This window comes from Haloactinospora alba (assembly GCF_006717075.1).
Lineage (GTDB): Bacteria > Actinomycetota > Actinomycetes > Streptosporangiales > Streptosporangiaceae > Haloactinospora > Haloactinospora alba.
In genome coordinates, this window is the sequence record NZ_VFQC01000001.1 from 2,204,416 (window position 1) to 2,216,766 (window position 12,351).

General features: G+C 72.2%; 10 protein-coding genes. 8 read left to right on the forward strand and 2 right to left on the reverse strand.

Annotated elements, in window-relative coordinates; translation table 11 throughout:
- Positions 1 to 6 precede the first annotated feature (6 nt).
- From FHX37_RS09920 to FHX37_RS09935, 4 genes are all read left to right on the forward strand, one after another.
- The gene (locus FHX37_RS09920; RefSeq protein WP_141923651.1) at positions 7 to 840 is read left to right on the forward strand and encodes a M55 family metallopeptidase; all 834 of its coding nucleotides are present in this window, start codon (positions 7 to 9) and stop codon (positions 838 to 840) included.
- A 132-nt stretch (positions 841 to 972) separates the two neighbouring features.
- Positions 973 to 2,331 carry a M20/M25/M40 family metallo-hydrolase gene (locus FHX37_RS09925; RefSeq protein WP_141923652.1) on the forward strand — a complete coding sequence of 453 codons (1,359 nt, stop codon included), beginning with the start codon at positions 973 to 975 and terminating at the stop codon, positions 2,329 to 2,331.
- A gap of 19 nt (positions 2,332 to 2,350) precedes the next feature.
- On the forward strand, positions 2,351 to 4,390 hold the full coding sequence (locus FHX37_RS09930) for a S9 family peptidase (protein WP_141923653.1): 2,040 nt from the start codon (positions 2,351 to 2,353) through the stop codon (positions 4,388 to 4,390).
- Positions 4,387 to 5,319, forward strand: a complete 933-nt coding sequence (locus tag FHX37_RS09935; protein ID WP_141923654.1) for a S66 peptidase family protein — start codon at positions 4,387 to 4,389, stop codon at positions 5,317 to 5,319. Before FHX37_RS09930 ends, FHX37_RS09935 begins: the two co-directional genes overlap by 4 nt.
- 2 nt (positions 5,320 to 5,321) lie before the next feature.
- Here FHX37_RS09935 and FHX37_RS09940 read toward each other — a convergent pair whose 3' ends face one another.
- Together FHX37_RS09940 and eat are read right to left on the reverse strand one after the other, a co-directional pair.
- The gene (locus tag FHX37_RS09940; RefSeq protein WP_141923655.1) at positions 5,322 to 6,074 is read right to left on the reverse strand and encodes a FadR/GntR family transcriptional regulator; all 753 of its coding nucleotides are present in this window, start codon (positions 6,072 to 6,074) and stop codon (positions 5,322 to 5,324) included.
- A gap of 187 nt (positions 6,075 to 6,261) precedes the next feature.
- The gene (gene eat, locus FHX37_RS09945; RefSeq protein ID WP_141923656.1) at positions 6,262 to 7,713 is read right to left on the reverse strand and encodes an ethanolamine permease; all 1,452 of its coding nucleotides are present in this window, start codon (positions 7,711 to 7,713) and stop codon (positions 6,262 to 6,264) included.
- Between the two features lie 233 nt (positions 7,714 to 7,946).
- Between eat and FHX37_RS09950 the strand changes: the two genes are divergently transcribed.
- From FHX37_RS09950 to FHX37_RS09965, 4 genes are read left to right on the forward strand one after another with little or no spacing between them, the layout of a single operon-like run.
- The gene (locus tag FHX37_RS09950) at positions 7,947 to 9,311 is read left to right on the forward strand and encodes a glutamine synthetase family protein (protein WP_141923657.1); all 1,365 of its coding nucleotides are present in this window, start codon (positions 7,947 to 7,949) and stop codon (positions 9,309 to 9,311) included.
- A 27-nt stretch (positions 9,312 to 9,338) separates the two neighbouring features.
- Positions 9,339 to 10,712 (forward strand): aldehyde dehydrogenase family protein, encoded by a 1,374-nt coding sequence (locus FHX37_RS09955; RefSeq protein WP_141923658.1) that lies wholly within the window; start codon positions 9,339 to 9,341, stop codon positions 10,710 to 10,712.
- 36 nt (positions 10,713 to 10,748) lie between these two features.
- Positions 10,749 to 11,513, forward strand: a complete 765-nt coding sequence (locus tag FHX37_RS09960; RefSeq protein ID WP_141923659.1) for a 3-oxoacyl-ACP reductase — start codon at positions 10,749 to 10,751, stop codon at positions 11,511 to 11,513.
- A gap of 32 nt (positions 11,514 to 11,545) precedes the next feature.
- Complete coding sequence (locus FHX37_RS09965) at positions 11,546 to 12,277, forward strand: gamma-glutamyl-gamma-aminobutyrate hydrolase family protein (RefSeq protein ID WP_141923660.1); 732 nt, start codon at positions 11,546 to 11,548, stop codon at positions 12,275 to 12,277.
- Positions 12,278 to 12,351: the final 74 nt, after the last annotated feature.

Here is a 12,351-nt window from a genome sequence, read left to right on the forward strand (position 1 = left end):
CGCCCCGTGAAGATCCTCATCTCCGCCGACATGGAAGGCGCGACCGGGGTCACCTGGGGCGCGGATGTGGAACCGGGAACGGAGCAGTGGCAGCGCTGCCGCGCCATGTTCACCTCGGATGTCAACGGCGCGATCGCCGGGTTCCTCGCCGGCGGCGCCTCCGAGGTCGTGGTGAACGAGGCGCACTCCACCATGCGGAACCTCCTGCTGGAGCAGCTCGACGAGCGCGCCACGATGCTGACCGGCAGGCACAAGGACCTGTCCATGGTCGAGGGCGTGCAGCACGGGGACACGGACGGTGCGGCGTTCCTGGGGTACCACAGCGGCGCCGGGGACAGCGGGGTCCTCGCGCACACCTACCTGCCGAACTCCATCACGGGGGTGTGGCTCGACGGGGAACCCGCGAGCGAGGGGCGCCTCAACGCCCGCGTCACCGCCGAGCACGGCTGCCCGGTCGTTCTGGTCACCGGCGACGACCGGGCGTGCGCGGACGCCGCCTCCTACGCCCCCGACGCCCGCACCGTGACGGTCAAGGAGTGCGTGTCGCGCTACGCCGCGGTGTGCCGTCCTCCCTCCCGCACGTTCACCGACATCGCGGCCGGCGCCGAGCAGGCCGTCGCGCTGGCAGGAAACACCGGACCGGGGCGCCGCGACCCGCTCACCGTGGAGGTCGAGACGGACGCCTCCCACCTGGCCGGCGCGGCGACGCTCGTTCCCGGGGTCGGCCGGGTCGGCACCCGGCGGGTGCGCTACACCTCCCCGAGCGCCTACGAGATGATCCGCACCTTCAAGGCGGTTACCACCCTGATCTCCAACGCGGCCGAGACCAGCTACGGGTAGGCGCGCTGCCCGGTGCGGGGCACGCCCGAAACGTGCCGCCGTGCCCGCGCAGCGGACCCGCCGGACGTTCCACCGGAAAGGAGTAGGACAGCGCGCTCCACCAGCGGGGAGCGGCCCTGGCTGTCCGGCACCATGACGAGCGAGACGCAGGCCACCGACCGGACCGCCGATGCCGAGGTCGTCCGGTTCACGTCCGAACTGATCCGGATCGACACCACCAATCACGGGGGAGGCCAGGGGTGGGAACGCCCCGCCGCGGAGTACGTCGCCGCGCGGTTGGGCGAGGCGGGTCTCTCCCCGCGGATCCTGGAGTCGGCTCCCGGCCGCGCCAACGTGGTCGCCCGGGTCCGGGGGAACGATCCCGACGCCCCCGCGCTGCTCGTACACGGCCACCTGGACGTGGTGCCGGCGGACCCGGAGCTGTGGAGCGCGCCCCCGTTCTCCGGCGAGGTCCGCGACGGGACGGTCTTCGGCCGTGGCGCGGTGGACATGAAGAACACCGATGCCATGCTGCTCGCGTTGGTGCGTTCCTGGGCGCGCACCGGGACGCGGCCGCGCCGGGACATCGTGCTCGCGTTCACCGCGGACGAGGAGGACAGCGCCGCCTACGGCGCGGAGTGGCTGGTGCGCGAGCACCCCTCGCTCTTCTCCGACTGCGCCGCGGGCGTCAGCGAGTCGGGCGCGTTCACGTTCCACGCGCGGACCGTTTCCGGTGAGCCCGTACGGCTGTACCCGGTCGGCGCGGGAGAGCGCGGCTCGGCGTGGTTGCGGCTGACAGCCTCCGGCACCGCCGGCCACGGCTCCAAGGCCAACGACGACAACGCGGTGGGAGCGCTGGCCGCCGCGGTCACCCGCATCGACTCCCATGCCTGGCCGGTCCGGCTCACACCCGTCACCCGGGCGGCCCTGGCCGGGATCGGGGACGCCGTGGGCAGGCCGGTCGACCCGGACGATGCCGGCTTCGACCCGCAGCGGGACCTGGAGAGCGTGCTGGCGGACTTCGGCCCGGCCGCCTCCCTCGTGCGGTCCACGCTCCGCAACAGCACGAACCCGACCGTGCTGGAGGCCGGCTCCAAGGTCAACGTCATCCCCTCAAGGGCTTCCGCCCTGGTGGACGGGCGGATCCTTCCCGGCTGCGCCGAGGAGTTCCACACCACTCTCGACGAGCTCACCGGGGACCGCGTGGAGTGGGAGTACACCCACCGCTCCCCCGCACTGCTCTCCCCCGTGGACTCCCCCGTGTTCGCGGCGATGCGGGAGGCGCTGCTCGCGCACGACCCCGATGCGCACGTCGTCCCGGTCTGCCTCTCCGGCGGCACCGACGCCAAACAGTTCTCCGAGCTCGGCATCCCCGGGTACGGCTTCTCCCCGTTGCGCCTTCCGCCGTCACTGGACTACGGCGCGCTCTTCCACGGTGTTGACGAACGGGTGCCCGTCGACTCCCTCACGTTCGGTGTGCGGGTACTGGACCGGTTCCTCACGACAGTCTGACAAGGAGCAAGGACTCACGGTGACACAACGCATCCTGCCGCACGGTTCATGGCCCTCCCCGATATCGGCCGACGACGTCGCCCACCGCAGCGGCGCGCCCAACTGGCCCGCGGCGCTCGGCGACGAGGTCTTCTGGACGGAGTCCCGACCCGCGGAGGGCGGGCGGGTCACCGTGTGCCGGAGACGGCTGAGGGAAGCCGGGGAGGCCGCGACGGTTCTGCCCTCCCCGTGGAACGTCCGCAGTCGGGTGCACGAGTACGGCGGTCAGCCCTACACCGCATTGCGCGGCGCGGAAGGGACGACGCTCGTCTTCAGCGAGTTCAGCGACCAACGGCTGTACCGCCACCCCCCGGACTCCGACCGCTCCCCCGCGCCCCTCACCCCGGAGCCCGGGGTTCCCAGCGCCGTGCGGTACGTGGAACCCGTCGCCGGACCCGGCGGGGACGAGGTGTGGTGCCTGCGCGAGACCCGCACCGGCCCGGCACCCACTGACGTGGCACGGGCGCTCGTCGCCGTGCCGCTGGACGGGTCGGCGGCGCGGGACGCCGGCGCGGTGCGGGTGGTGGCCTCGGGGCCCCGCTTCCTCGCGTGTCCGCGCGTCTCCCCCGACGGTCGGCGCCTGTCCTGGATCGGCTGGGACCACCCGAACATGCCGTGGGACTCCACGTTCCTGTACGTCGCCGAGATCGCGGCGGACGGAACGGCGTCGGGGGTACGCACCCTCGCGGGCGGCGACGACGAGGCCGTGGTGCAGGCAGAGTGGTCCGGTGAGACCACGCTGTACTGCGTCACCGACCCCTCCGGCTGGTGGAACCCGCACCGGATCACCCTGCCTGAGCCGGAGGGCGGCACCGCCCCGAGCAGCGCCCCGCCGGAACCGGTGAACCTGGCCCGGCGGGAGGAGGAGTTCGGCGGCCCCCTGTGGCAGTTGGGCCAGCGGTGGCTGCTACCGCTGCGCGACGGCCGGCTCGCCACGCTGCACGGGCGGGGAGCGCTCTCGCTGGGGATCCTCGCGCCGGACACGGGAGACATCACGGACCTAGCGAGCCCGCACACCGAGTGGACGGCCAAACTCGCCGTCGCGGGCGCGGACGGCCGGACCCTCGTGGGGATCGCCGCCTCCCCCGACATCCCGGCCGAGGTGGTCGCCGTCTCCCTTTCCGACGGAACGTGGCAGCCGCTGAACAGGGCGTCCGGAGCGGCCGAGGACGACCCCCACCGCGCCTACTTCCCGAATCCGCGGGAACGGCGGTTCACCGGCCCGGACGGACGCGAGATCCACGCCAGTCTGTACCCGCCGCGCAACCCGGACGCGGCCGCGCCGCACGGGGAGCTCCCCCCGTACGTCGTCTGGGCCCACGGCGGTCCGACGGGCCGCTCGCCCATGGTGCACGACCGGGAGATCGCCTACTTCACCAGCCGCGGTCTGGGCGTCGTGGAGGTGAACTACGGCGGTTCCACCGGTTACGGCCGCGCCTACCGGGAGCGGCTCCGCGGGAACTGGGGGGTCGTCGACGTGCAGGACTGCGTGGCGGTGGCCCGGGAGCTGGGCGAGGAAGGCTCCGTGGACCCGCAGCGGCTGGCCATCCGAGGCGGCAGCGCCGGGGGGTGGACCACCGCCGCGGCGCTCGCCTTCACGTCGGTCTTCCAGTGCGGGACGATCCTGTGCCCGATCGTGGACCTGGTGGGATGGCGCACCGGCGAGACGCACGACTTCGAGTCGCAGTACCTGGAAACCCTGGTCGGCCCGTGGCCGCGGGAGAGGGAGCGCTACGAGCAGCGCTCGCCGGTGAACCACGCCGCCTCCGTCACAGCGCCCTTCGTCCTCCTCCAGGGGTTGGAGGACGAGATCTGTCCGCCCGTGCAGTGCGAACGGTTCCTCGCGGGCTTCGAGGGCCGCGACGTACCGCACGCCTACCTGACGTTCGCGGGTGAGCAGCACGGCTTCCGGAAGGCGGAGAGCGTCCGCGCGGCGGTGCAGGCCGAGCTCTCGCTGTACGCCCAGGTGTTCGGTTTCGAGACGGACGCGGCCGCGGTCGCGCTGCGGCCGCACGGATGAGCCCCGGCCTCACCCGGCCGCCGCGGTTGCGGCCCGGCGACCGGGTCTCCGTCGTGGCTCCGTGCAGCCCGGTGGCGCGCGACCAGCTCACCACGGCGCTGCGGACCCTGCGCTCGTGGGGGCTGGATCCGGTTCCCGCACCGCACCTGTGGGACCGTCATCCCGGCTTCCGCCACCTGGCGGGCGAGGACGCCAACCGGGCGCGGGACCTGCGGGATGCCTGGCTGGACCCGGACACCTCAGCGGTGTTCTGCGCCCGCGGCGGCGACGGCGCGCACCGGGTCCTGGACCTGCTGGACTTCGACGCGCTGCGGCGGGGGCGGGTCAAACCCCTCGTCGGGTTCAGCGACGTGACAGCGTTGCACGAGGCGTTCGCCGTCGAGCTCGGAGCCGCCACCCTGCACGGTCCGGTGCTGGCGAGCAGGTACTTCGCCGAGGACGCGGTCAGCGCGGAGGAACTGCGCGCCACCCTGTTCGACCCCCGGTCCCGGCAGCGGTTGACCTCACCGCGGGCGCGCCCCCTGTTCGGCGGAACCGCGCGCGGGGTCACGCTCGGCGGCAACCTGAGCCTCCTCAGCGACAGTGTCGCCGCCCCGCACAGCCGCCCCTCGGCAGCGGGCGGGCTGGTGCTTCTGGAGGACGTGGGTGAGGACGTCTCGCGGATCGACAGGATGGTCACCCACCTGCTGCGCAGCGGGTGGCTGCGGGACGCGGCCGGGGTTGTGCTGGGCTCGTGGACGGACTGCACCCCGGACCCGGAGGCGGTCCGGAGACTGATGCGGGAACGGCTGGCTCCGCTGGGTGTGCCGGTGGTGTGGGGACTGTGGTTCGGGCACTGCGGCGGGCAGCTCACCGTCCCGCTGGGGGTCGGCGCGACACTGGACGCGGACGCCGGCACGCTCACGCTGGACGAGCCCGCCCTGCGGTGATCTCAGGGGCGCGGCTCGCCGAGGAAGGCGCGCAGCAGGACCTCGCTGCCCTCCAGGTGTTCGCCGATGGCGGCGCGGGTGGCGTCCGGGTCCTGGGCGAGGATCGCCTCGACGATGGTGCGGTGCTGGACGTTGCTGTGTTCCAGGTTCCTGGCCAGCATCGGCATCGCGTTCAGCAGCTCGTTGATCCGCATCCGGACGTCCGCCAGCGTCGTCGACAGCGAGGCCGAACCGGCGAGCTCGGCGATGGTGAGGTGGAAGTCGGTGTCGTGGCGGCGGTAGTCCTCCACGGCGGCCGCCTCCACCTCGGCGAGGCGTGTGTTCAACAGCTGGCGCTGTTCGCTGGTGAGGCCGGTCTCCGCCAGTCGGACCCCCGCGCCGACCTCGAGGACGCGGCGGAAGGCGAACAGGTCCTCCAGACCGCCGTCGAGGGTGTGCAGCACCCGCAGCGCCTCCTCGCGGCTGGGCCGGGGTGGCACGTAGGTGACGAAGGTGCCTCCGCCCCGGCCGCGGCGAGGCTCGACGTACCCGGCCTCCTGGAGTGCGCGGATGGCCTCGCGCAGCGTGATCCGGCTGATTCCGAGTCGGGCGGCGAGGTCGCGTTCGGCGGGGAAGCGCTCGCCGGGGACCACGACGCCCAGCTTGATGGCCGAGAGCAGCCGCTCCACGGTCTCCTCGAACGCGTTCCCGCCGCGGACCGTGCGGAAAACGGCGCCGAACGCCGGGCCGACCTGTGGCTCCGCCCCGTCCTGCATCGCGCCCTTTCCGACAGTTGCCGCTCCCGCCCCCACCCTAGGCCCTGTGGGACGGACGCTCGTCCCGCCGCGCGTCGCGCGGCGCCGCGCCGGCGGCGCAGCAGCCACCGGCCGTGCCGGCTCGGCGCTGGCCACGCCGCCCGCGACGAACAGCGTCCGCCGCACGGGGCCCGGAACCGCCCGGGGGTCAGCTGAGTTCGGACTCGGCGCGCTCGAGCATGGCGAACTCCTCCTCGGGGGCGTTGGCCACGAGCCGGTGCCGGGAGTAGGTCAGGAAGTAGACGAGGAACACGGCGAATATGGCCGCGGCGATACCCGCGCCCACCATGTCGACGAAGAACGTCGCCGCCACCGCGCACAGCGCCAGTGCCAGCGCTGTTCCGGTGGTGAGGGTTCCTCCCGGTGTGCGGAAGGGGCGCCGCAGTTCCGGTTCGCGGCGGCGCAGCACGATGTGCGACACCATCATCAGGGCGTAGGAGACGGTGGCCCCGAACACCGCGATGTTGATCAGCTTGTCGCCGTTGCCCACGGCGGTGGCCAGCGCGAACCCGATGGTTCCCGGCACGATCAGGGCGAGGTAGGGGGTCTTGCGTTTTCCGGTGACCGAGAGCCACCGGGGCAGGTAGCCGGCGCGGGAGAGCGCGAACAGCTGCCGCGAGTAGGCGAAGATGATGGAGAAGAAGGAGGCGACGAGGCCTGCCAGGCCGACGTAGTTGACGATGTCGGCGATCAGGGGGTTGCCGCCGTAGGCCTCCCGCAGCGCCTCGGGCAGGGGGTTGTCCGAGCTGGCGAGCGCGCTCGCGCCCGCCCCGCCGGGTGCGAGTACCAGCATGCAGGCGGCCGTCACCAGCAGGACGCCCATACTCGCGATGATGCCGCGCGGCATGTCCCGGGCCGGGTTGCGTGCTTCCTCCGCGGCGAGGGGGACTCCCTCGACGGCGAGGAAGAACCAGATACCGAACACGAATGCGCTGAGCACCCCGGCGTACCCGAACGGGAGGAAGGCGCTGGCTCCCGCCGCGTCGGTGGGGGTGATGTCGACGAGGTTCCCCGGGTCGAACCGGGGGATCATGCCGACGGTGAACACCGCCAGGGCGAGCATGGCCACCCCGGTGATGACGAACATCAGTCGCAGCGCCTCACCGACGCCCCACACGTGGATGCCGACGAACACCGCGTAACAGGCGAGGTAGACCGGCCAGGCGTTGGTAATCCCGAACAGCCCGAGCGCCTCGACGTAGCCGCCGATGAACACCGCGATCGCGGCCGGGGCGATGGAGTACTCGATGAGGATCGCCGTTCCGGTGGCGAACCCGCCGATCGGCCCCATGGCGCGGCGGGCGAACCCGTATCCGGCGCCCGCCGTGGGGAGGGTGGAGGCCAGTTCGGCCAGACCGAGCACCATGAAGAGGTACATCGTGCCCATGAGGACGGTGGCGATGAGCAGCCCGCCCCAACCGCCCTCACCGATTCCGAAGTTCCACCCGGCGAAGTCCCCGGAGATGACGTAGGAGACGCCGAGCCCCGCGAGCAGCAGCCATCCCGCTGCTCCGCGTCTCAGCTGGCGGTTACGTAGGTACTCGTCGTCGACGTGCGCGTAGCCGGCACCGTGTGCATGCGTCGGCGGCCGCTGGGTCATAGTGTGCGCTCCCCTCACGCTGGGTGGTGCTGGGGACCGTCCCCCGCCCCTATCCCGCCGGTTCCGGAAGGCCGCGAACCGAAAGGTATAAGGTCGGTCCTTTCTGTGATTTGAGCGATCATGCGCCGGGCACAGCGCAGCTGTCAAGGGAGGTTGCACCCCATTGACACTCCGCTGGGGAGCTGCTTCCATGCAACAAATGGTTTGCTTCTGAGCCTTAAGGAGGCTCCAGGGTGCACGCGAACGACAACGGCCACCCCCTCGCCCTGGGCGAGCTGCGCGCCGCCATCGAATCCGGCGAGATCGACACGGTCCTGGTGGCCTTCACCGACATGCAAGGACGACTGCAGGGGAAACGGCTCTCCGGACGCTTCTTCCTCGAGGACGTACTCGAACACGGCACCGACGGGTGCGACTACCTGCTCGCCGTCGACGTCGAGATGAACACCGTCGGCGGCTACGCCATGTCCTCCTGGGAGACGGGCTACGGCGACTTCGTCATGCGTCCCGACCTCGCCACCCTGCGCCGCACACCATGGCAGCCCGGACAGGTCATGGTCACCGCAGACCTCACCTGGCACGACGGCTCTCCCGTCGCTCCCTCGCCCCGGCAGGTCCTCAAGGCCCAGACCGACCGGCTCACCGAGCGGGGCTGGCGGGCCATGGTGGGCACCGAACTGGAGTTCCTCGTCTACCGCGACTCCTACGAGGACGCCTGGGACCGCGGCTACCGGAACCTCACCCCGGCCAACCGCTACAACGTCGACTACTCCGTGCTGGGCGGCGCCCGCGTGGAACCACTGCTGCGGCGCGTCCGCAACGAGATGGACGGGGCCGGGCTGTACGTCGAGTCGGCGAAGGGCGAGTGCAACCCGGGACAGCACGAGATCGCGTTCCGGTTCGACGAGGCCGTCGCCACCTGCGACCAGCACTCCATCTACAAGAACGCGGCCAAGGAGATCGCCGCCCAGGAGGGCATGGCCATCACGTTCATGGCCAAACCCAACGAACGCGAGGGCAACTCCTGCCACATCCACATCTCCCTGCGGGGCGCCGACGGCACACCCGTCCTCGCTGACAGCGACGGACTCTCCGCCGCGGGCCGGCACTTCCTCGCAGGCCAGGTCGCCGCGCTGCGCGAACTCACCCTGCTGCTGGCGCCCAACATCAACTCCTACAAGCGCTACGTCCCCGGAAGCTTCGCCCCCACCACGGCGGCGTGGGGACGGGACAACCGCACCTGCGCCCTGCGCCTCGTCGGCCACGGCCCCAGCCTGCGGGTGGAGAACCGCGTCCCCGGCGGGGACGTCAACCCCTACCTGGCGACAGCCGCTCTCATCGCGGCCGGGCTCGACGGGATCGACCGGGAGCTGGAGCCGGGAGAGCCCTGCGACGGCAACGCCTACGCGGGGGAGGCGCCGAACGTTCCCGGGACGCTGCGCGAGGCCCTGGAGCTGTGGGAGAAGAGCGAACTCGCCCGCACCGCCCTGGGCGACGAGGTCGTCGACCACTACGCCAACTACGCGCGGGTGGAGCTGGCCGCGTTCGACTCCGCGGTGACCGACTGGGAGATGTACCGCTGTTTCGAGCGGTTGTGAGGACGGCGGAAGAAAAGGAGCACCACAGTGACAGAGCCCTCGTCGATCGAGGTGATCGACCCGGCCACCAACGAGACGGTCACCACCGTCGCCCTCGCCTCGGCGGAGGAGACCGACGCGGCGGTGGCGCGGGCGCGGGCCGCGCAACCGGCGTGGAGCGCGCGACCTCCCGGGGAGCGGGCCGCCCTGCTGCGCGCGTTCGCCGCCGAGATCGACACGCACCTCGACGAGCTCGCCGAGCTGGAAGTGCGCAACGCCGGCCACCCGATCACCCAGGCCCGCGCCGAGGCCGCCCAGGCGCGGGACGTCCTCGCCTATTTCGCCGGCGCTCCGGAACGCAACTCCGGAAAGCAGATCCCCACCCCGGGAGGATGGAGCGTCACCTTCGCCGAACCGCTCGGCGTGGTGGGGGTGATCGTGCCGTGGAACTTCCCGATGCCGATCCTCACGTGGGGCGCGGCCCCCGCGCTGGCGGCGGGCAACACCGTGGTGGTCAAACCGGCCGAGCTGACACCGCTCACCGCCGTGCGGCTCGGGGAGCTGGCGCGGGCGGCGGGCCTCCCCGAGGGGGTGCTGCAGGTGGTTCCGGGCACGGGCGCCGTGGCGGGCGAACGCCTGGTGCGCCACCCGGACGTCGCCAAGATCGCGTTCACCGGCTCCACCAGCGTGGGTAAACGCATCATGGCGGCGTGCGCCGAGGACATGAAGCGCGTCACGCTGGAGCTCGGCGGCAAGAGCGCCAACATCGTCTTCGCCGACGCCGACCTGGAACGGGCGGCGGCCGCCGCCCCCTACGGCGTGTTCGACAACGCCGGCCAGGACTGCTGCGCGCGGTCACGGCTCCTGGTGCAGCGCTCCGTGTTCGACAGGTTCATGGAACTGATGGAACCAGCGGTCGCCGGCGTGGCCGTGGGGGACCCGTGGAACACGGGCACCGAGATGGGGCCCCTGATCTCGGCGGCCCACCGCGACCGGGTCGCCTCCTACGTCCCCGACGGCGCCCCGGTCGCGATGCGGGGCTCCGTGCCCGACGGCCCCGGCTTCTGGTTCCCGCCCACCGTGCTGGCCCCGGTGTCCCCCGCCGATCCCGCGGTGACCGACGAGATCTTCGGTCCCGTGGTGGCGGTACTGCCGTTCGACACCGAGGAGGAGGCCGTCCGGATCGCCAACACCACCGACACCGGCCTCTCCGGATCCATCTGGACCCGGGACGTCGGTCGGGCGCTGCGGGTGTCCCGCGGTGTCGCGGCCGGAAACCTCTCCGTCAACTCGCACTCCGCCGTCCGGCACTGGACCCCGTTCGGCGGGGTCAAGCAGTCCGGCATCGGCCGGGAGCTCGGACCCGACGCGCTGGACGCGTTCACCGAGACCAAAACGGTGTTCGTCGCCGACGACACCTGACCCGTCATCAACCACGACCAGGGGAGCACTGAGAGAATGCAACGTTTCGCGCAGCGTGTCGCCGTCATCACCGGCGCGGGCGGCGGGATCGGCAGGGCGACCGCACTGCGGATGGCGAGCGAGGGGGCCCGCGTGGTCGCCGTCGACGCCGACCACGCAGCGGGCAAACAGACCGCCGAGGAGGCCGGGGGGCTGTTCGTCCCCGCCGACGTCACGGACGGCGAGGACGTCCGGCAGGCGTTCGCCACCGCCAGGGACACCTACGGCAGTGTCGACGTCGCGTTCAACAACGCGGGCATCTCCCCCTCGGAGGACGCCTCCATCCTGGACACGGACCTGGAAACCTGGAAACGGGTGCAGGAGACCAACCTGACCTCGGTGTACCTGTGCTGCCAGCACGCGTTGGAGCACATGCGGACCCAGGGGCGCGGTGCGATCGTCAACACCGCCTCCTTCGTCGCCACCATGGGCGCGGCCACGTCCCAGATCTCCTACACCGCGAGCAAGGGCGGGGTCCTGTCCCTCAGCCGGGAGCTGGGCGTGCAGTTCGCCCGCGAGGGCATCCGGGTGAACGCGCTGTCCCCCGGGCCGGTGAACACGCCGCTGCTGCAGGAGCTGTTCGCCAACGACCCGGAACTCGCCCAGCGGCGCCTGGTACACGTACCGTTCGGCCGGTTCGCCGAACCGGAGGAGATCGCCGCCGCCACCGCGTTCCTGGCCAGCGACGACGCGTCGTTCATCACCGCCGCCAACTTCGTCGTGGACGGCGGTATCTCCGGCGCCTACGTGACGCCGCTGTGAGCGGGAACCGCCCCACGGAAGGAGAAACCGACGTGGTCCGCCCCGTGATCGGAGTGTCGGGCTATGCCGAACAGGCACGGTGGGGGCAGGCGTGGGACATGCCGACCACCCTCCTCCCCCGCGCCTACGTCGACTCGCTGGTCGACGTAGGCGCCGCACCGGTGGTGCTGCCGCCGGTTCCGGAGGCGGCGGTGTCGGTGGCGGAGCGGCTGGACGGTCTCGTCCTCGCCGGCGGGGGCGACATAGGACCGGAACGCTACGGTGCCGCGCCGGACGGCAACAGTACCGGCGTCCAGCGGTCCCGGGACGGTTCGGAACTCGGCCTGCTGGCGGCCGCCCTGGAGGCCGGGATCCCGGTGCTCGGCATCTGCCGCGGGATGCAGGTCCTGAACGTGGCCCGGGGCGGGACGCTGCACCAGCACCTGCCCGAGGTCCTCGGCAGCGACGAGCACCGGCAACGGCTCGCCCGGTTCGACCCGCACCCGGTGACGGTGGCACCGGACACGCACACCGCTCGCGCTCTGGGACGGACCGAGCTGGACGTTCCCTCCTACCACCACCAGGGCATCGCCGAGCTGGGAGAGGGCGTCGTCGCCACGGCCTGGGCCGCCGACGGCACCGTGGAGGCTCTCGAGTACGCCGGGACACCCGGTGTCCTGGGGGTGCAGTGGCACCCCGAGATGGGCACGGACCCGAGCCTGTTCGGGTGGCTGACCTCCCGCGCCCGGGCCCCCGGACGGCGGAAGGGGGAGACGGCGCGCTGACGCTCACCGTCGGGGCTTCCGGCGCGTCACCGCGGTGCCGCCGGGTCGGGTACCGGTTCCCGCCCCGGCGGGCG

Bases quoted from the DNA above. Each gene is read 5' to 3' on its own strand.
- FHX37_RS09925 (WP_141923652.1), top strand. From the start codon at position 973: ATGACGAGCGAGACGCAGGCCACCGACCGGACCGCCGATGCCGAGGTC.
- FHX37_RS09935 (WP_141923654.1), top strand. From the start codon at position 4,387: ATGAGCCCCGGCCTCACCCGGCCGCCGCGGTTGCGGCCCGGCGACCGG.
- FHX37_RS09940 (WP_141923655.1), bottom strand. From the start codon at position 6,074: ATGCAGGACGGGGCGGAGCCACAGGTCGGCCCGGCGTTCGGCGCCGTT.
- eat (WP_141923656.1), bottom strand. From the start codon at position 7,713: ATGACCCAGCGGCCGCCGACGCATGCACACGGTGCCGGCTACGCGCAC.
- FHX37_RS09960 (WP_141923659.1), top strand. From the start codon at position 10,749: ATGCAACGTTTCGCGCAGCGTGTCGCCGTCATCACCGGCGCGGGCGGC.